The sequence below is a fragment of the Bacillus sp. FSL L8-0199 genome (assembly GCF_038005705.1).
GTDB classification, from domain to species: Bacteria; Bacillota; Bacilli; order Bacillales; family Bacillaceae_G; genus Bacillus_A; species Bacillus_A cereus.
The window spans coordinates 1,275,207-1,294,699 of record NZ_JBBOTS010000001.1; the positions used below are offsets into that span (position 1 = coordinate 1,275,207).

A 19,493-nucleotide genomic window follows, 5' to 3' on the forward strand; every position below is an offset into this window, starting at 1 on the left:
AGTAAAACTACCGAGAGATTTTCTTTCGGTAGTTTTTTTGTGAGCAATGAATTTTATATAGCTGAAAAAGTCATATATAATGTAACCTTAAGAATAGAGATTTGTTATATATGAAGTCTATATAAATAATGAAAGAATTGGATAAAAATAGTGGGAGAAGGTGAGTGAATGAGTATTTCCTCTATTGTAAGTAGGCAAAAGGAATATTTTTTAAAAGGGCATACGAGAAGCATCGAAATGAGAAAGAATAATTTGAAGAAGCTTTATGAAGGCATTCAGCGTTTTGAAGAAGAAATATTTCAGGCATTGAAATTAGATTTAAATAAGTCAGTTCACGAGTCGTTTACAACGGAAGTTGGATATGTATTAAAAGAAATTTCCTTTCAATTGAAACATATGTCATCGTGGAGTAAACCGAAACGAGTTCGAACAGCACTCACTCATTTTGGATCAAAAGGAAAAGTAGTGCCAGAACCGTATGGTGTGACGCTTATTATTGCACCGTGGAACTATCCTTTTCAATTAGCAATTGCACCACTTGTAGGAGCACTGGCAGCTGGAAACACAATCGTTTTAAAGCCGTCAGAGTTAACGCCAAGCGTTTCAAAAGTGCTTAAGAGAATGTTAGATGAATTATTCCCAGAAGAGCTTGTAGCGGTAGTAGAAGGTGGCGTTGAAGAGAGTACATCTTTGCTGAGGGAACCGTTTGATTATATTTTCTTTACTGGTAGTGTTGGAGTTGGAAAAGTTGTAATGGAAGCAGCAGCGAAACAGTTGACGCCGCTCACTTTAGAACTTGGCGGGAAAAGTCCTTGTATTGTACATAAAGATGCAAAGATAGAGATGACAGCAAGAAGAATTGTTTGGGGTAAGTTTTTAAATGCAGGGCAGACGTGTGTAGCGCCTGATTATATGTATGTGCATTCTTCCGTGAAAGAAAAGCTAATTGAGGCACTGCGACATGAAATTACAGAGCAGTATAGTAAAGAACCTTTGCAAAATGAAAATTATGTGCGTATTGTAAGTGAGCGTCATTTTGAACGATTATGTGGATTTTTACAAGATGGTCAAGTCGTAATTGGTGGAAACTATAAGAAAGATACATTACATATTGAACCGACAGTACTAGCGGATATTACATGGAAAGATACTGTTATGGAAGATGAAATTTTTGGTCCGATTTTACCAATCATAGAGTACGACAACATAGAAGATGTAATTGGCACAATCCAGCAACATCCGAAGCCGTTAGCGTTATATGTATTTTCTGAAGATAAAGAAGTACAAAAGAAAGTGACGTGTAATATTTCATATGGTGGAGGCTGTATAAATGATGTTGTCTATCATCTTGCCACGCCATATTTACCTTTTGGTGGTGTTGGAAGTAGTGGATTAGGGGGTTATCATGGGAAAGAAAGTTTTCGGACTTTTTCACATTATAAAAGCATTTTAGGCCAATCTACAGCATTCGACATGAAAATTCGTTACTCTTCTACAAAAAGTGCTTTAAAATTCATACGAAAGTTGTTAAAATGATGATGGTGTTTATCAGTAGGCGTAGCCGTATGATAATAGCCCCTTCGCAATGGAAGGGGTTTTTCTGTTCGACGTTATGTATCATGCGAAAATGAATCCAACATACTACATAAAGAATAGAAACGAACGCTTGTTAAATAACCATTTTTGTTTGGATCGAAACAAAAAATAGTCTATAGAACATAAATATTTATTCATGAATATAAAAATTAAAAATTTAAGGTAGATAGGACGGGAAAATGAAAAAGATTATTAAAGTTGAAGCAGTTGAAAAACATTTTGGAAATCAAGTGATTATCCCACCTCTTTCTTTAGATATTAAAGAGGGAGAGTTTTTAACAATTTTAGGGCCGAGTGGCTGCGGGAAAACGACTTTACTTCGTATGATCGCAGGATTTGAAACTCCAACTAAAGGGAATCTTTTATTAGATGATGAAAGAATTAACGATTTGCCGCCATATAAGCGTCATATGAACCTAGTGTTCCAACATTACGCACTATTCCCACATATGACAGTAGAGAAGAATATTTGTTTTGGTATGAAAATGCAGAAAGTATCAGCAGCAGAGCAGAAAGAGCGTGCTGAAGAGGCAATGCGTTTAACGCAGTTACTTGAGTTCCGTAATCGTAAACCTGCGAAGCTTTCTGGTGGACAACAGCAGCGTGTTGCAATTGCAAGAGCGATTGTAAATAATCCGCGTGTATTACTATTAGATGAGCCACTTGGAGCGCTTGACTTTAAGTTACGAAAAGACTTGCAACGTGAATTGAAAAACTTACAACGTAATTTAGGAATTACGTTCATATACGTAACGCACGATCAAGAAGAAGCAATGAGCATGAGCGATCGTATTGTAGTTATGAATAAAGGACATATCGAACAAATCGGAACACCGAAAGAAATTTATAATAAGCCGAAAACATTGTTCGTTGCGACATTCATCGGTGAAAATAATATTGTGAAAAACGGGGAAGGCTATGTAGCAATTCGCCCTGAAAATGTAAAAGTACGTTCGGTTGAAGAGTCAATTTTAAAAGAATACCATCTTGGACATATTGAAGATATCGAGTTTGTCGGAAATATGGAGAAGCTTTATGTACGTGATGAGAAAACATCAGAATTACTAATGGCATATCAAACTGCTGAAGAGGCAGCGCAGTGGAGCATTGGAGATAATGTATATGTAGGCTGGGAGCAAGAGGACGAGGTGACCTTAAATTGAAAAAAGGGAAATTACTCGCACTACCTACAGTCGCGTGGCTGTTAATTTTCTTCCTAATCCCGCTCGTATTCGTATTAGGATTCGCCTTCATGCAGCGCGGAGCTTACGGGACAGTAGAAATGCAATTTACGCTGGAGAATATATCCCGTGTGTTTGATCCATTGTACTTAGGAACGTTATGGGAAACTGTTAAAATCGCAGTTATTACAACAGTAATATGTTTATTAATTGGCTATCCGTTTGCGTATACAATTACAATTGTTGACCGCAAATACCGCTCTATTCTTTTATTATTGGCAACGATCCCGTTTTGGATTAACTTTCTTGTTCGTTCATACGCATGGATTGTTATTTTACGTTCACAAGGTCTTGTGAATACGTTGTTATTAAAGCTTGGCATTATTAGTGAACCGTTAAATTTATTATATAATACTCCTTCTGTAATACTCGGAATGGTCTATTCTTTATTACCATTTATGATTTTACCAGTGTATGCAGCAATTGAGCAGCTGGATAAGCGTAAGCTAGAAGCGGCTTATGATTTAGGAGCAACACCAATAAAGGCATTTTGGAATATAACAGTGCCGATGACGATGTCAGGAATTGCGACTGGTTCTATTTTAGTATTCGTTTCTTCTATCGGAATGTTTGTTGTATCAGACGTGATGGGCGGATCGAAAGTAGCATTAATCGGAAACGTTATTCAAAATCAATTCTTAGGTGCACGTGACTGGCCGTTTGGATCTGCGTTATCGATTATCGTTGTTCTATTCTCTGTTCTGTTAATTTACTTATATTATCGTGCAACGAAAGTATATAAATATAATGAGAACGGAGGGGAATAGGCAAAGATGAAGAAGTTTTTAGTTTCTTATTCTTGGTTAATTTTGTTATTCTTGTATTTTCCAATGATGGTTTTAATGGTCTATTCTTTCAACGACTCTCGCATTAATGCGGAGTGGGAAGGTTTTACATTCCATTGGTATACAGATTTATTTCAAAAACAAGATGTTATTGATGCATTTGTAAATAGTATTACGATTGCAGTTATAACAACGATTGTGACAACGGTACTTGGTGTATTCTTTGCAATTGCTTTACATCGTTATAAATATCGTTTCGAAGGGGCTATTAATGGCCTTGTATATTTACCAATTTTAATTCCTGATATTTTAATGGGATTATCTTTACTAATTCTTTTCAGCCAGTTAGGAATGGAACTTGGACAAACAACGATTATTATTGCACATATTACATTTAGTATTTCGTTTGTTGTTGTTATTTTAGCTGCGCGTCTTTCAAGTATGGGACGTGACTTAGAAGAAGCTGCAAATGATCTAGGAGCAACGCCTTGGCAAACGTTTCGTTATGTAACGTTCCCAGCAATTGCACCGGGAGTTATTTCGGCAGCATTATTAACATTCACATTATCAATTGATGATTTTGTAATTAGTTTCTTCGTATCAGGACCAGGATCAACAACATTGCCACTATACATTTACAGTATGGTTAAGCGCGGAGTATCACCAGAAATTAATGCTCTTTCTACAATTTTAATTGTTGCTATCGTAGGATTAATGGTTCTATCTGAAATCTTCCGGAACAAAGGTGCAGATGGTGAAGAAAACTCTGGAGGACACCTTCCTTTATAATACGAACGATATAGAAAGTACAAGGGGGTAATAAACCGATGAAATTAATGAAAAGAATAGCTGGCGCAGCAATTAGTTTTAGCCTTGTTGCTGGTGTGCTTGCTGGTTGTGGTGAAAAGAAAGAAGAATTAAATATTTATAGTTGGGCTGACAATTTTGATGAGCAAGTGCTAAAAGATTTTGAAAAGAAATATAATGTGAAAATTAACTATGACAAGTACGCAAGTAATGAAGAAATGCTTGCGAAATTACAAGCTGGTGGCGCAAAGTATGACTTAATCCAGCCGTCGGATTACATGGTTAAAACAATGGCGAAAATGGACTTATTAGCGCCGTTAGATAAAAAGAATATCCCGAATATCGAAAATATGGTTTCTAATTTCAAAACACCTGCGTTTGATCCAGAGAATAAATATTCTTTAGTGTACACTTGGGGTGTAACAGGGATTGCATACAATAAAAAGTATGTGAAAGAAGCACCTACAAGCTGGGCGGACTTATGGAATGAGAAATATAAAGGACATGTAACGTTACTGAACGATTCTCGTGAAGTATTAGGAGTGGGTCTTAAGAAGCACGGGTTCTCAAACAGTACGAAAGACGATGCACAATTAAAGACAGCAGCAGATGATTTAAAGAAGCTGCTTCCAAACTTATTAGCATTTGATACAGATAACATTAAACAAAAATTCATTACAGAAGATGCTTGGATCGGAACAGTTTGGTCTGGAGATGCAGCATTTATCGCAAAAGATAATAAAGATGTAGAATATGTTGTACCGAAAGAAGGCGGCACAATTTGGGCTGATACGTTAGCAATTCCAAAAGGTGCAAAACATAAAGAGCTTGCTGAGAAATTTATGAACTACTTACTAGATGAAAAAGTAAGTGTGAAAAACTACGAGTCAATTGGTTACAGTAATCCAAATGAAAAAGCTCATCCTCTTCATAGTAAAGAATACCGTGATAATCACATGATTTTCTTAACGAAAGAAGAGTTAGATCGTACAGAATGGCTTGTTGATGTAGACGATAAGTTAAAAGACTATGATCGTTACTGGACAGAGCTAAAAACAAAAGGTAAATAAGTAAGGAAATGCGGTTTCTAAAGTAGAAATCGCATTTTTTCATAGTAGGAGGAAATCGTTTGAATAAGAAGTTACATCAGTATGAGGTAATGTGTATCGGTTTGTTATTTGCTGTATTTGGTATTGTTGCTTGGCGCGTACATGCAGGTGGCGTTACAGTGATGGATACATATGTCCGTGGATTAGTAAGAGGGCTACAAACGGAAAGTTCTCTTATATTTTTCTCGTACTTTACAAAATTGGGATCAGCAATTGGGATAGTCGCTACGCTCGTTATAAGCTTGCTTGTTTTTTGGAAGAAGCGTTATTATGCTGTGATGATTGTATATCCAATGGGAATTTTAATAACACATCTTGTGAATAAAGGGATAAAAGAGATTGTAAAGAGAGAACGTCCGTCATTAAATGAAGCGCTAGATGCACTTGGATATAGTTTTCCTAGTGGACATGCAATGCTATCGATTATGACATTTGGATTTCTTACTTATATCATTGCTGCTAATTTGAAAAGCGTAGCTGGGAAATGTGTCACAACGATTTTGATGGGTATAGTAATTCTATCGATTGGATTAAGTAGAGTCATTTTAAATGTACATTACCCAACTGATATTTTAGCTGGTTACTGCGTAGGTGGTATTTTGTTAATTATCGCGATTTACTACCATCGTTTACTTACTGAGAGATTAGGGCTTAATAAAGAGAGATAGAAAAACGTCTGGCAAAACTATTATTATAGTTTTTCCAGACGTTTTTTGTTTATATCAAGATGTGATACAGTATAAGTGACAATTGAATTATTTAAAGTAGGTGAAAATGTGTGAAGACAAACGTACATAAAGTTGATAAGTGGGGGAAGTTAGGAGCCTTTTTGTATCAGTTTCGTTATACAGTAATTGTAGCGTTACTGTTGCTCGCAATCGCACTTGGGATTTTTGCTCCAAAGCTACCGGGAGTATTAGGTGGTGACGGTTTCCAAACGGCAGGCGACTATCAAAAAACAAAAGAAATTTTAGATCAAGATTTTAAGAAGTCTCAAGATACGCTTCTGCTCGTTTTTGAGAAAAATAAAGATGCTTCGCATGAGGAATTTAAAAAGCGAATAGATGAAATTGTAAAGAATGTTCAAGAGAAAGAGAGCTATGAATCTTTCCATCACCCAATCCAAAATAAAGAAATGCTACAAGATGACATCGGTTATGCGACAATTTTATTTTCCGGGAAAACAAATAAAGAAAGAATGGAAAAGACATTACAATTTGCTGATGAGATTGAGAAAGAAAGTAATGTAGCATTAAAAGTAACACCTACAGGATTTCCGAAAATTAATCAAGAGATTAATGAAAGAACGCAAAATGATTTAAAAGTAGCAGAAATGATTGGATTACCAATTGCGTTTCTTGTATTACTATTTTCGTTTGGTAGTCTTTTGGCATCAATTTTACCGATTTTGAATGGGGCGCTTAGTGTTATTAGTACGATGGGGATATTGTATTTCATCGGTGTTGATAAAGAACTATCTATTTTCGTGTTAAACGTTGCACCGATGATTGGACTTGCATTATCTATTGATTTTGCGCTATTATTTGTGAACCGTTTTCGAGAGGAAGTTGCTAAACGAACGGTAAAAGAAGCGATAGCAATTACATATCAAACGGCAGGACGTGCGATTGTATTTTCAGGATTATGCGTATTTGTTGGGTTATCCGGTTTGTTTTTCTTTAAGATAGATTATATTCAATCTGTCGCGATTAGCGGAATGATTGTTGTCATTATGAGCATTTTATTCTCACTCACACTTCTTCCAGCACTATTATCGTTAATAGGTAAAAGAATATTAAAAAAGAATCAAGTAGCACATACGCCGGCAAAAGCATGGCGTAAATTTGCACAATTTGTGATGAAACATCCAATTGCAATGATTATTGTTGTTACAACATTTATTGTTATTTGCTTATTACCATTACGTACAGCGAATTTGCAGTTCCCTGGTGTTGAAGCTTTACCTGAAAAGAGTGATACAAGGATTGCATATGAAAAGTATGAAGAAGCATTTAATGAAACTTTCAAAACACACGCTGATGTTACGTTAGTTGTAGAGACGAAAAAAGATATGAAAGAAAAAGAAAGTCTACAAAAGATAGAAGAAGTCGTTCAAAAGTTAAAAGATGATAAGAAAGTACATGAAGTAAGAAGTTTATACGACGGGTTAACTGGAATGAAAGCAGATCAAGTTGTTGGAATATTGCAGTCGCCAGAATCAGCGAAACTAACTCCTGTATTTGAAGCATACACGCAAGGGAATAAGACGACGATAGAAATCTTTTTGAAAACAAAACCACGTACAGAGACTGCAAAACAGTGGGTACGTGACTTTAAAAAGAACTATAAAGAAACGGATGTTACGTATTATCTAGGCGGAATGACGACGTTTCAACAAGAATTAGAAGATGAAATTAAAGATAAAGTTGTAATTGGTATGTCTGTTATATTTGGATCGACCTTTGTTATATTATTATTTGCATTCCGATCTATACTCATTCCAATTAAGGCAATTGTTATGAATATACTTAGTTTAAGTGCAACCATTGGAATTGTTGTTTGGTTATTTGAAGGTGGTCATTTCGGTTTAGAAGCGAGTCCGGTTCTGTTTGTCTTACCAATCTTCATTTTTGGCCTCGTATTTGGGCTTAGTATGGATTATGAAGTATTTCTTATTTCACGTATTCATGAGCTCTATGAAGAAACAGGAGATAACGATCAAGCAACGTTAGAAGGGCTCGTTTCAACAAGTAGAATCATTACATCAGCTGCTTTAATAATGATTGTTGTAACTGGTGCATTCGCATTTACTGATATTTTACCAGTAAAGCAGATGGGGCTTGGCGTTGCATTAGCAATATTTCTTGATGCAACAATTATTCGTCTTATGCTCGTACCAAGCTTAATGAAGTTATTTGGAGACTGGAACTGGTGGTTACCATTTCGAAAAAAACGAGAAAAATCATCATAAAAAATGCTCATCATATTGATGAGCATTTTTTATGAATAGCAAAGCCTACATTTTGCAAATAGTATGTGATAAGAACATTACATAATAAGTAGGTGAAGGCAATGTTTCGTTATTTTAAGTTTAAGTTAAATGATACAGTACAGTTTGCCGAGAACGATGGGCATATGTATCGCATTGTCGGTTATCGGTTAGAAAAAGGATTTTATCCAAAAGATGAATGGACTCATATCATTTATGAACTACTTAGAGAATTTGACGGGTATACGATGGATGCAGAAGAGGAAGAACTTGTAAAGGTCGTTCAAGTAGAGGATGAGTATTACAAAATACAAGAAGTATCAGGTTATCGCTATCCAGTAAAAATGAAACAAAAACAACAAGTGATGAAAATAGAAAAGATGGACGATTTATTAGATGCTTACAATGATTATAAAAGGTTGGCGGATTTCTTTAAAGATTTATCGTATGAACAAAAAGCTGAAGAAGTATTGTTAGAAATGAAAAGACTTAGAGCTTGAGGGGCAGTCTATTATAAGACTGTCCTCTATTTTTGGCAGTGCATCAAAGTGTGTTTTCCGTTACAATGAGAGAATCAATAGAAATAAGGTGATAAACAGTATGGAAACAAAGAAAAAGGGCGAATGGTGTGAAATTATCGTTCCAGCTAAATGGAATGGTATAAGTATTGAATCGGTATTAAAAGTAGAATGGGAAATACCGAAAAAGCTATTACATCAGCTTCGTATGGAAAAAGGTGTTACAGTTAACGGGGAACAAAGAAGATGGAATGAGCTTTTAAAAGAGAACGATAAGTTACAAGTCCATATGTTTGCGGAGGAAGAGTACGGTGTAGATCCAGAATATGGTGAATTACATGTAGTATACGAAGATGATCACGTACTTATCGTAAATAAACCAGAGCAAATGGACACACACCCTGCTGAAAAAGGTGGAACCGGGACGCTTGCAAATCTTGTTGCTTTTCATTTTCAAATGCAAGGTTTAGAGACGAAGGTGCGTCATATTCATCGTTTAGATAAAGATACGACAGGTGGTGTCGTGTTTGCTAAGCATAGAATTGCTGGTGCAATTATGGATCGTCTATTAATGGAAAGAAAAATTAAAAGAACGTACGCAGCGCTCGTTGAAGGGAAAGTAAAGAAGAAACAAGGAAAGATTGATGCTGCTATCGGAAGGGATCGCCATCATGCTACAAGGCGTCGTATTTCTCCAAAAGGTGACCAAGCTATCACATATTATAAAGTAGAAAAGTATTTTAAGAAGCAAAACACGACTTTCGTAACGTTACAATTAGAAACGGGTAGAACACATCAAATTCGTGTTCATATGAGTCATAATGGTAATCCACTAGTTGGGGATGTATTATATGGTGGACAAACAAAATATATGTCCAGTCAAGCATTGCATGCGATGAAGATAAATTTCTTGCATCCAATTACGAAAGAAGCAATTGAAGTTGATGTGCCGTTTCCTACAAAGTTAAATAATAAAATAAAAGAATTTCAAAAAGAAAATGCGTAAAGTATAAGTTTTAACTTGAAAAAAGTAGATTTTTGCAGGGATTTCTCTAAAAGAAGCGAAGCCGTTAAGAGAAAAGAGAGGTGAGAATCACTTGATCAAATATAAGTATGTACTTGGAATATTTTTCGCTTGTCTTTTACTTACTCTATTTCTCTATCCCTATTTACCAAATCGTATGGCAGTACATTGGAATGTAAATGGTGAGCCAAACGAGTTTATGAGTAAACAAGTTGTTGTAGCATTTATTCCTTGTTTTATTATTTTTTCATATGGATTTTTGTATATTATTTCACATAATATATTTAAGTTTAATGAAAGAGAGCATGGTATTATAGGCGGATTTATAAAGAAAATTACGTTATTTATGTTGTTTATTCATATGCTTATCCTCTTTATTAATTTTGGGGAGTTGATATCCTTTCAAACAGGATTAACGATTGGGATTAGTATGTTTCTTTTTATGCTGAGTAAAGAATTTAAGAAAATAAAAGGCAAAGAAAAAGATCCAATTAAATTACAAAAAATTCGTTTAGTAAGTAGACGAATTTTTCAAGTGATGGCATGTGGCATATTGTTTTCATTGTTTTTGAACTTAGAGTGGGGATTTTATGTATTGCTTAGTGTAATAAGCTGTGGATCTATGTTGTTTATGTTATATATTTTCTATTCATACATAATAGAAAGCTATGAAACTTAAAAAAGAGTCTTCTCATGAGAAGACTCTTTTAATCTATTTATTTCGTAATAAATTGTTGTGTCCAGTAGTTGCCGCTTTCTACATAGCCAACACCGATGTGAGTGAAGCCGTTATTTAAGATGTTTGCACGGTGTCCAGCGCTGTTCATCCAAGCTTGTACTACTTCTTCAGGTGTACGTTGGCCTTGAGCGATGTTTTCACCTGCAGATGTATAAGAAATACCAAATTTCTTCATCATATCAAACGGAGATCCGTATGTAGGACTGTTATGATCAAAGTAGTTGTTTTTTTGCATATCTTCAGACTTAATACGTGCTACTTTACTTAATTCAGTATCGATTTTTAGTGCTGGTAAGCCTTGTTTTGCACGCTCAGCGTTTGTTAATTCAACAACACGTTGTTCAAACTCGCTTAAAGATTTTGCTTCTTCAGCAGGCTTTTGCTCAGCTGGTTTTTGTTCAGCAGGTTTTTGAGTATTGTTGTTTTCAGCAGGTTTTTGAGCTTCTGGTTTTTGAACTTCTTCAGCAGGCTTTTGCTCGGCTGGTTTTTGTTCAACTGGCTTTTGAGTTTCTGGCTTAGCTGTTGGTTGCTCAGTTACAACATTTTCAGTAGGTTGTTGACCAGGAATGAAGCAGTTTGGTTGGAAGTTTCCTTGTTGCCATTGTGCTAATGATTCAACTCCCATAGATTGTAAGAATGCTTGTAATTCTTGTTGGCTCATTTGTTTCATCATCACTTTTGAATGCTGAATATTTTGAACCTTTACGTTAGATGGTTGTACTGTTGCAGCTTGTGCATCTAGAGAAGATACTCCTAAAGTAAGAGCTGTTGCAGCAGCTACAGATAATAAAACACGCTTTTTCATGATGTGTGTCCCCCTATATAAAGTTTTAATTTGTTTTCACACGATTTGTTTTTGACAGCCTGTCTGACTGACAAATTCATCGTAGCATACAATTTGCGAGAAAAAAGATGGAAAAAAATTCATAGACTTTAAAATTACCTAATTTATCCTAAGAGAAGAAGGGAGCAAAAATAAGAGAAATATAGAGTATAAAAGGAATTTATAGTGTTTTTATACTTGGTTTTAAGAGGGGATTTTTGGATAAAGTTACCTAAATAGAAAATGAAGAATCCTATTGTATCAATGGTTTGAGCGATTTTTTGAGGAATATAATGGATTGATTTTTACAAAACTGTAATGTTTCTGTTGTTCTTTTTTATAATAAAGTAACATATTTTTAATGTTGTAGCAGACAAAAAAGCGGCTATCTCTTTACATAGACGAAGGAGATAGCCGTTTTCCTATTATTACGTATGTTACGAGTTATTACGAGTTAGTTTCAATTGCTTCTAATAATAAATCCACAATGTGAATTCCTCTCATCTTATGAGAAAGCCCTTCTCGCTCAATACCCAATTTCATTTGTAATAAACAACCCGGATTTGCAGTAACAATGGTTGCTGCTTCTGTTTCATGCACACGGTCCATTTTGTAATCTAGAAATTCCATTGATAACTCTGAATGAACAATATTGTAAATACCAGCAGAGCCACAGCAACGATCGGCATCTTTCATTTCTCGATATGTTGCACCTTGGATAGCCTCTAGTAACATACGAGGTTCAGAAGATGTGCGCATAACATTGCGTAAATGACAAGAGTCTTGATACGTAATAACTTGCGGCGTGAGTCGTAAGTCAGTTCGCTTATGGAAGTCTAGTTCTACTAGTATAGCAGTAATATCTTTAATCTTAGAAACAAACTGCTTAGCACGTTCAGCCCAATCCGGATCATCCTTTAAAAGATAATCATAGTCTACGAGGTAAGCTCCGCAACCACCTGCATTCGTAATAATATAGTCGATGTTTAAGTCTTCGAATGCTTTTATATTGCGCTTTGCTAATTCTTTTGCTCCACTCTTTTCACCAGCATGTCCATGCAATGCACCGCAGCAACTTTGTGTTTTCGGAATAACGATATCACAACCAGCTAATTGAAGAAGTTTCATCGTTGCGTTATTTGTTTCTAAAAACATCGTATCCATTAAGCAGCCTGTGAAGAATGCAACTTGTTTTTTCTTTGTACTTTCTGCAGGTAAAAATGAAGGACGATCTTTCATCGCTTTCATTTTAGGGACTTTTGGTAAAATGAGATCCATCGTTGCAAGTGTTTCGGGGAATAACTTCATAATCCCTGTTTTATGTGTTAGCGTTTGTAAACCAGAACGTTGATAAAATCCGATTAGTCCAGTTAATGTTCTCATTCGATTTTGATGGGGGAATAATCCTTCAAAAACGACTTTTCGAACAGCTTTCACTGGCACCGAGAATTTTTTATTTTGATTAATAATATCACGAGCTTCTTCTAATAAATGCCCATAATTTACACCAGATGGACAAACAGGCTCACAAGCACGGCAACCAAGACAAACGTTTAATGTATTCTCAACATCTTCATCTGGTTCGATTAAACCATCAACGACAGCTTTCATTAATGCGATACGTCCGCGCGGTGAATGTGATTCTTTATATCCGGATTGAATGTAGGTAGGACAAGTAGGTAAACAAAAACCGCATCGCATACAGTTTAGTAATTCATCTTCACTTAATCGTTCTTTAAATTCTTTTTGAATATTTTCTTTATTCAATGTCGTCATCGCTCAACCACCACTCTTTTTCGGGTGTCTTTCGCGAACATTTTTCCAGGATTCATAATGTTATTTGGATCGAAAGCTTGCTTTATTCCTTGCATAGCTGCAATACCTTCTTTACCTAATTTCATTTCTAAATATGGAGCTTTCATCGCACCAACACCATGTTCACCAGTAATTGTGCCACCAAGTTCAATTGCTTTCGCAAATATTTCAGCAAAAGCTTGTTCAGCTCGGTGCATTTCTTCTGCATTACGAGCGTCTGTCATACAAGTTGGATGTAAGTTACCATCACCAGCGTGTCCAAACGTACAAATAGGAATATTATATTTTTTTGCAATGGTATTAATTGCTTCAACCATTGGAGCTATTTGTGAACGTGGTACAGTTGCATCTTCTAATATTGTAGTAGGTTTTAATCGTGCGAGCGCTGATAGGGCACTACGGCGAGCGGTACGAAGCGCATCTGCTTCCGTCTCATCTTTTGCAACGCGAACATCAACTGCATTCATAGAGTGACAAATGTTAGCCATTTTTTCAATATCTCGATTGACTACTTCGGGTGGACCGTCTTGTTCGATTAATAAAATTGCTTTTACATCTGTAGGTAAACCGATTTGTGCAAACTCTTCTACTACTTCAATTGTCGGTTGGTCTAAAAACTCCAGTGTTGCTGGAATGATTTTATTTGCAATAATAGAAGAAACAGCACGTGCAGCTTCATTAATATCTTCATATAATGCAAGCATTGTTTTCTTTGTTTCAGGCATAGGAACAAGTTTTAATATGGCTTCTGTTACCACGCCAAGTGTTCCTTCAGAACCGATAAATAAACGAGTTAAATCGTAACCAGCTACATCTTTTGCTAATTTACCACCAGTGCGAATAATATCACCATTTGGTAAGACAAGTTCAAGCCCCATTACATAATCACGTGTTACGCCATATTTCAAACCGCGTAATCCACCTGAGTTTTCATTAATATTACCGCCGATTGTAGAAATTTTCATCGAGCTTGGATCTGGTGGATAAAATAAACCTTTTTCTTCTACCGCTTTAATAATATCAAGTGTAATGACACCAGCTTGTACAGTAATTGTTAAGTTTTCTTCATCAATTTCTAAAATATTGTTCATATGGCGGAAAATAAGGACGATACCGCCTTCAAGTGGACATGTTCCTGCGCAAAGATTTGTTCCAGACCCGCGCACATACACAGGAATTTTGTGAGTGTTACATACTTTTAACACTTCAGCTACTTCATTTGTATTACGAGGAGCAATGACTGCATCAGGCATTGCTTGGAAGTTTGGAGTGGCATCATAACTATAAGTTAAACGCCCCATATTGGATGTATCTACATTATCTTCGCCAACAATAGATACGAATGAATGAATAATTTGTTTTTCTAACATTGGAAATCCCCCTCAAACTGTTAACGTGTTTAGTTATAATAAACAACGTGGTAACAGTGCTTTCATTATAATGATAAAAAAGTCGAGGGATTCTTTCTATGTATAATCATCTAAAGATTAATCTGTTTTATCGTTCTTTTTTGTATGATTATCTAATAGGAGGAGTGCGAAGTATAAAACGTTTAAGTCTTTGAATTGTTTTGGATCAAGTCCTGTATGTTCTTCAATCTTTTTTAGCCTATAATGTAAGGTGTTAATGTGTATATGTAATTGTTTAGCTGTCTGTTTATAAGATTGGTTATAATCGATAAATAAGCGTAAAGTGTGCATAAGCTCAGGAGATGATAGTAAGCTTTCGATGGTACGCTCTAGAAATTGTTCACGCGTTTTGGCAGAAATATCTTGTAAACACATTTCTAAACGTAAATCTTCATTAAATACAATTTTTTTCGTTTCCAATGATACAGAAAGAGCACGTAATGCTTGTTCGTAACATATGTTCATATTGTTTGGGGTAACTGTTTGCCCAATCCCGATATATAAAGGAATAGAAAATAAAGCTTCGCAGTCTTGTTTTAACCGTTTTAAAAACTGATAAGTTTGTTCTTTGGAGCTCATCGCTGTAAATAAAATAAAACGATCATTTCCCCAGCGAACAAATAGATGCTCTTTTGTTAAAATATTTCGTACATGTTGCCATATTTTACGCTGGAGCATTGTGTCATTTTTGCCAATAGAAAACAAAACAAGTTGTTTTTTCTTATATAAATCAATGCCAAGTGTTTTGGCACGATCAAGAAAACTCGGGGACCACTCTGTATTTTGAAGCCAATCAAAGACAAAAGCTTCATAAGAACGGTGCTCAAGTTCTAATTGCTCTAAAAAGTAGTTTTCATGAATTAATAATTCGGTCATCTTACGCAATATTTCTCCGTAGCGTGAAATATTTTCAGGTTCTCCGGTAATCCCAATGACACCAATTACTTCATCATGAAATAATAGAGGAAGATTCATCCCAGCCTTTACACCTTGCAATCGCCTTTCATCTTCTTTTGTAATGATGACGGTTTTCTTTTGTTTAGCGCAGCGGAGTGCACCTTCATGAAATTGGCCAATTCTTTCTGTATCTGTACTTGCGATAATAACGCCTTCTATATTAATGATAATTATATTTTCTGTAATTAGTCTGCGTACTTCTCGTACAATTTTATTCGCTAAATCAGGAAATAGCATAATTGACACACCTCAAATTCTATTTGTTGTACATTATATATGTAAATTGAGTAAGAAAGGGAAATTTCACACTTTCCACACATTTATTTGTTATTTTACAATTATAACGAAATCATCTGAAGATGGAGGGAATCTTTTGAGAAAGTATGTTTTTCTTCTCTGTTTTTTATTTCTATTAGTAGGGTGTCAAGGAAGTTCATATACACCAATTGCTAAAGATAAAAATGTTATTATAACTACGAATATAAAAGAAGGCAGTATTAGTTTTATTGATAAAAAAGATAAAAAGTTAATTACGACATGGGAACTAAATGAGCCAATGGCCGGAATCACACTGCTTCCAAATGGCGATGAAATACTTGTATACGGTAAGCAATTAGAATATATGTATGTATATTCACTAGCGGAAGGAAGGCAAGTGGAAAAATATAAAACTGGAAAGGGCATTGTAAATGTGGTCGTATCAGCAGATAAAAAACAATTATTTGCTGCTGATCAAAATGTTCAAAAGGTAAGGTTCTTTACGATAAATGGGAAAGAGACAGGAAATGTTTCAACAGGAAAAGGGCCTATAACGATGGTAGAGTATCAGAATCGGTTATCTGTACTAAACTTTTATGATACGAAACTAACGACAATTGATACGAAGAAAAAAGAAGTTGTTCAATCCTTTATGATTCCGCCAGCATCAACAGGAGCGACGATTAGTCCTGATGGGAAAGAAATATGGATTGGCGGGCATGGTGATGGAAATCAAGTGAATGAGAAAGTATTAGTGTATTCTTTACAGAGCGGTGAAATGGTACGTTCTTTACACGCTCCATTTATGCCTGTGAACATAACGAAAGATAATAAGTACATATATGCATTAAGCCACGGTTCGAATATGCTTAGAAAATTTGATATTAGTACGTATAAAGAGGTAGCTTCCGTTGAAATAGGCTCAAATCCATTTGCATTTTTGAAAAGCGGAGCAGAAGGATATGTAGCAAGTTATGATAGTGATGAAGTGTGCGTCATGGATATGAAGAGTATGAAAATAAAACAAACAATTAAAGTCGGAAAAGGACCGTTTCAACTCATAGAGAGGGAAGGGAAGGACAATGAATAAATATAGAGTGCTAGTTGTAGATGATGAAAGTGATATGAGACAGCTTGTTGGAATGTATTTGGATAACTTTGGATATGAGTGGGGAGAAGCTGAAAATGGAAAAGAGGCTCTTAAAAAACTAGAAACGGATCATTATGATTTCGTTGTATTAGATATAATGATGCCAGAAATGGATGGACTTTCAGTTTGTAAAGAAATTAGAAAAACGTCAGATGTGCCGATTATATTTTTAACCGCAAAAGGTGAAGAGTGGAATAGGGTGAATGGCTTACGTATGGGAGCAGATGATTATATTGTAAAACCGTTTAGTCCTGGTGAATTGGTTGCCCGTATGGAAGCTGTACTAAGAAGATATACAAAGCAAGAACAGCAAGAAGAGATTCAATTTGGACCAATTCTTATCAATGAAAAAAGCAGACGAATTGAGGCGAATGGTGAGTCGATTTCTCTTACTGTAAAAGAGTTTGATTTACTATATTTTCTTTGTCAGCATACAGGACAAGTATTTAGCCGGGAGCAATTACTTGAAAAGGTATGGGGATATGATTATGCCGGAAGTACAAGAACAGTAGATACGCACGTGAAAACGATGCGCTTGAAGCTTGGAGAAAGTGGAAACTACATTCAAACTGTTTGGGGTGTAGGCTATAAATTTGAGGTGTAACATATGTTTACGATGGTACAAAAACTTTGGCTTACAGTAGTATGTGCAGTATGTGTAACAGTGTCCTTTCTTTATTTCGTATCTTTATACTCGTATGAAAAGTTATACGTTGATAATTTAAAAGCTTCGTTAGTAATGGAAGGAAAAAGTCTTGCTGCTCAATATGATAAGCGTGAAGGAATATCAACTTTTGAAGAGAAAGTAAGATCGTTTGATCAAATATCTAGTTCGGACGTTATTTTCGTATCTAATCCGCGTGATTTAAGCGCATGTTTGCCTTTTGATGTGCATCATCATTCTCTTATAAGTGAAGGAGATAGGCAAACGCTATTAGATGGGGAAACTGTGACAAAAATAGGATATGAAGAACATTTTGACCGTAATATTATGGGGGTTGTCATTCCTGTATTGGAAAATAAAAAATTAGTCGGAATTGTCTATTCGTATATTCCTTTAAAAAGTATAAAAGATTTAATCTATGATATGGGTCTTATTTTAGCACCGTTAGCAATTGCTATGATTTTAATTACGATATGGGTTGGAAGAAAAATTATAATTGCAATTACGAAGCCACTTTCGCAAATGGAGCGGGTTGCAAATCATTTGGCTACGGGAGATTTTTCGGAGCGGATTACAGTTTCTTCAGAGGATGAAATTGGACGATTAGGAAAAGCATTTAATAAAATGGCAAATTCATTAGAAACAGAAGATGTAAAGCGTAAGGAATTTTTAGCAAATGTTTCGCATGAACTTAGAACACCACTTAGTTATATAAAAGGGTATAGCGAGGCTATTTTAGATGGTGTTGCAAAGGGAGCTCAGCAGGAAAAAGTAACTCAGCTAATTCATAAAGAAGCAGGTCGTATGCAGCGTCTCGTTCATGACTTGTTAGACTTAGCACAATTAGAAGGTGAGCACTTTCCGTTAAAGAAGCAACCTATCGTTTTTTCACAGCTGATTGAAGACGTATTAGATACGTATGAGATTAAGTTTATAGAAAAGGAAATTCATATTTCAACCAATTTAAATCCAGAGGTCATTGTCATGATTGATGAGGATCGTATGCAACAAGTGCTTCATAATGTGTTAGATAATGCGATACGATATACAAATCAAAAAGGAAATATCGTTATAACTTTAGAGCAAATCGATGATTACTGTGAATTAAAAATAAAAGATACAGGAATTGGCATTGATATAGAGCATTTGGAGAATCTTGGGGAACGCTTTTACAGAGTTGATAAAGCGAGAAGTCGTCAACATGGTGGAACAGGTTTAGGCCTTGCTATTGTGAAACAAATTGTTCATATACATGGTGGACAGTGGAAAATTGAAAGTGAAAAAGATAAGGGAACAACGGTTATTATTAAACTGAATGTACAGGATGAGGGGGGCATGTTCTAATTTTTAGGGCATGTTCTTTATATTGAAGAAAATATTTATCCCGCTATTCGCTGGTCAGTAAGACCCTCACTGATTAAAGTTTCACTTTATACGTAAAAATATAAATTAATATGTAATAAATATCGAAAATTTGACTATTTTATGAACAAAACATTTGTACTTCTTATCAATTCGGTCTAAAATAGTTATGATGCAAAGTTCTTATAAATCGTTTCAATTGTTGTTTGGAAGATACTGAGGTGATTTAACTGGAGTACAAATCTAT

Annotated in this window: 17 protein-coding genes; 13 read left to right on the top strand and 4 right to left on the bottom strand. The window is 35.4% G+C overall.

The features are described from left to right. Window positions 1–168: 168 nt before the first annotated feature. The 10 genes from NST86_RS06635 (at window position 169) to NST86_RS06680 (ending at window position 10,748) form a co-directional block, all read left to right on the top strand. Window positions 169–1,536, top strand: a complete 1,368-nt coding sequence (locus tag NST86_RS06635; RefSeq protein WP_016117440.1) for an aldehyde dehydrogenase — start codon at window positions 169–171, stop codon at window positions 1,534–1,536. A 239-nt stretch (window positions 1,537–1,775) separates the two neighbouring features. After that, window positions 1,776–2,759: a spermidine/putrescine ABC transporter ATP-binding protein PotA gene (gene potA, locus NST86_RS06640; protein ID WP_000720336.1), complete on the top strand. Its 984-nt coding sequence runs from the start codon at window positions 1,776–1,778 to the stop codon at window positions 2,757–2,759. Beyond that, window positions 2,756–3,604 carry a spermidine/putrescine ABC transporter permease PotB gene (potB, locus tag NST86_RS06645; protein WP_000715500.1) on the top strand — a complete coding sequence of 283 codons (849 nt, stop codon included), beginning with the start codon at window positions 2,756–2,758 and terminating at the stop codon, window positions 3,602–3,604. Before potA ends, potB begins: the two co-directional genes overlap by 4 nt. Before the next feature lie 6 nt (window positions 3,605–3,610). Further along, entirely contained in the window at window positions 3,611–4,411 is an 801-nt protein-coding gene (gene potC, locus NST86_RS06650; RefSeq protein ID WP_000714192.1) for a spermidine/putrescine ABC transporter permease PotC, read from the top strand. Between the two features lie 38 nt (window positions 4,412–4,449). Then, window positions 4,450–5,499, top strand: coding sequence for a spermidine/putrescine ABC transporter substrate-binding protein PotD (potD, locus tag NST86_RS06655; RefSeq protein ID WP_000772485.1), 1,050 nt, complete (start codon window positions 4,450–4,452; stop codon window positions 5,497–5,499). 59 nt (window positions 5,500–5,558) lie between these two features. Continuing rightward, window positions 5,559–6,206, top strand: coding sequence for a phosphatase PAP2 family protein (locus NST86_RS06660; protein WP_140159086.1), 648 nt, complete (start codon window positions 5,559–5,561; stop codon window positions 6,204–6,206). 110 nt (window positions 6,207–6,316) lie between these two features. Then, window positions 6,317–8,509, top strand: coding sequence for an MMPL family transporter (locus NST86_RS06665; protein ID WP_016117441.1), 2,193 nt, complete (start codon window positions 6,317–6,319; stop codon window positions 8,507–8,509). Between the two features lie 101 nt (window positions 8,510–8,610). Beyond that, window positions 8,611–9,027, top strand: a complete 417-nt coding sequence (locus tag NST86_RS06670) for a hypothetical protein (RefSeq protein WP_000490301.1) — start codon at window positions 8,611–8,613, stop codon at window positions 9,025–9,027. Window positions 9,028–9,127: 100 nt separating this feature from the next. After that, on the top strand, window positions 9,128–10,051 hold the full coding sequence (locus tag NST86_RS06675; RefSeq protein WP_000448321.1) for an RluA family pseudouridine synthase: 924 nt from the start codon (window positions 9,128–9,130) through the stop codon (window positions 10,049–10,051). 91 nt (window positions 10,052–10,142) lie between these two features. Further along, on the top strand, window positions 10,143–10,748 hold the full coding sequence (locus NST86_RS06680) for a DUF1648 domain-containing protein (RefSeq protein WP_000598996.1): 606 nt from the start codon (window positions 10,143–10,145) through the stop codon (window positions 10,746–10,748). Between the two features lie 37 nt (window positions 10,749–10,785). On the opposite strand, the gene NST86_RS06685 is transcribed toward NST86_RS06680, so the two are convergent. From NST86_RS06685 to NST86_RS06700, 4 genes are all read right to left on the bottom strand, one after another. After that, window positions 10,786–11,613, bottom strand: coding sequence for a CAP domain-containing protein (locus NST86_RS06685; protein WP_000747596.1), 828 nt, complete (start codon window positions 11,611–11,613; stop codon window positions 10,786–10,788). Between the two features lie 465 nt (window positions 11,614–12,078). Next, the gene (locus NST86_RS06690) at window positions 12,079–13,407 is read right to left on the bottom strand and encodes a (Fe-S)-binding protein (RefSeq protein ID WP_086423851.1); all 1,329 of its coding nucleotides are present in this window, start codon (window positions 13,405–13,407) and stop codon (window positions 12,079–12,081) included. Beyond that, window positions 13,404–14,816, bottom strand: a complete 1,413-nt coding sequence (glcD, locus tag NST86_RS06695; protein ID WP_000890753.1) for a glycolate oxidase subunit GlcD — start codon at window positions 14,814–14,816, stop codon at window positions 13,404–13,406. The genes NST86_RS06690 and glcD overlap by 4 nt, the downstream gene beginning before the upstream one ends. Before the next feature lie 117 nt (window positions 14,817–14,933). Then, window positions 14,934–16,058, bottom strand: coding sequence for a CdaR family transcriptional regulator (locus NST86_RS06700; RefSeq protein WP_136986210.1), 1,125 nt, complete (start codon window positions 16,056–16,058; stop codon window positions 14,934–14,936). 127 nt (window positions 16,059–16,185) lie between these two features. Between NST86_RS06700 and NST86_RS06705 the strand changes: the two genes are divergently transcribed. From NST86_RS06705 to NST86_RS06715, 3 genes are read left to right on the top strand one after another with little or no spacing between them, the layout of a single operon-like run. After that, window positions 16,186–17,160 carry a YncE family protein gene (locus NST86_RS06705; RefSeq protein ID WP_001234145.1) on the top strand — a complete coding sequence of 325 codons (975 nt, stop codon included), beginning with the start codon at window positions 16,186–16,188 and terminating at the stop codon, window positions 17,158–17,160. Continuing rightward, window positions 17,153–17,824 carry a response regulator transcription factor gene (locus NST86_RS06710; protein WP_001046400.1) on the top strand — a complete coding sequence of 224 codons (672 nt, stop codon included), beginning with the start codon at window positions 17,153–17,155 and terminating at the stop codon, window positions 17,822–17,824. Before NST86_RS06705 ends, NST86_RS06710 begins: the two co-directional genes overlap by 8 nt. Window positions 17,825–17,827: 3 nt before the next feature. Then, the gene (locus NST86_RS06715) at window positions 17,828–19,228 is read left to right on the top strand and encodes a sensor histidine kinase (RefSeq protein ID WP_000494794.1); all 1,401 of its coding nucleotides are present in this window, start codon (window positions 17,828–17,830) and stop codon (window positions 19,226–19,228) included. Window positions 19,229–19,493: the final 265 nt, after the last annotated feature.

Coding starts and splice junctions, on each gene's coding strand:
- NST86_RS06635 (WP_016117440.1), top strand. CDS start 169: ATGAGTATTTCCTCTATTGTAAGTAGGCAAAAGGAATATTTTTTAAAA.
- potA (WP_000720336.1), top strand. CDS start 1,776: ATGAAAAAGATTATTAAAGTTGAAGCAGTTGAAAAACATTTTGGAAAT.
- potC (WP_000714192.1), top strand. CDS start 3,611: ATGAAGAAGTTTTTAGTTTCTTATTCTTGGTTAATTTTGTTATTCTTG.
- potD (WP_000772485.1), top strand. CDS start 4,450: ATGAAATTAATGAAAAGAATAGCTGGCGCAGCAATTAGTTTTAGCCTT.
- NST86_RS06670 (WP_000490301.1), top strand. CDS start 8,611: ATGTTTCGTTATTTTAAGTTTAAGTTAAATGATACAGTACAGTTTGCC.
- NST86_RS06675 (WP_000448321.1), top strand. CDS start 9,128: ATGGAAACAAAGAAAAAGGGCGAATGGTGTGAAATTATCGTTCCAGCT.
- NST86_RS06685 (WP_000747596.1), bottom strand. CDS start 11,613: ATGAAAAAGCGTGTTTTATTATCTGTAGCTGCTGCAACAGCTCTTACT.
- NST86_RS06690 (WP_086423851.1), bottom strand. CDS start 13,407: ATGACGACATTGAATAAAGAAAATATTCAAAAAGAATTTAAAGAACGA.
- glcD (WP_000890753.1), bottom strand. CDS start 14,816: ATGTTAGAAAAACAAATTATTCATTCATTCGTATCTATTGTTGGCGAA.
- NST86_RS06710 (WP_001046400.1), top strand. CDS start 17,153: ATGAATAAATATAGAGTGCTAGTTGTAGATGATGAAAGTGATATGAGA.
- NST86_RS06715 (WP_000494794.1), top strand. CDS start 17,828: ATGTTTACGATGGTACAAAAACTTTGGCTTACAGTAGTATGTGCAGTA.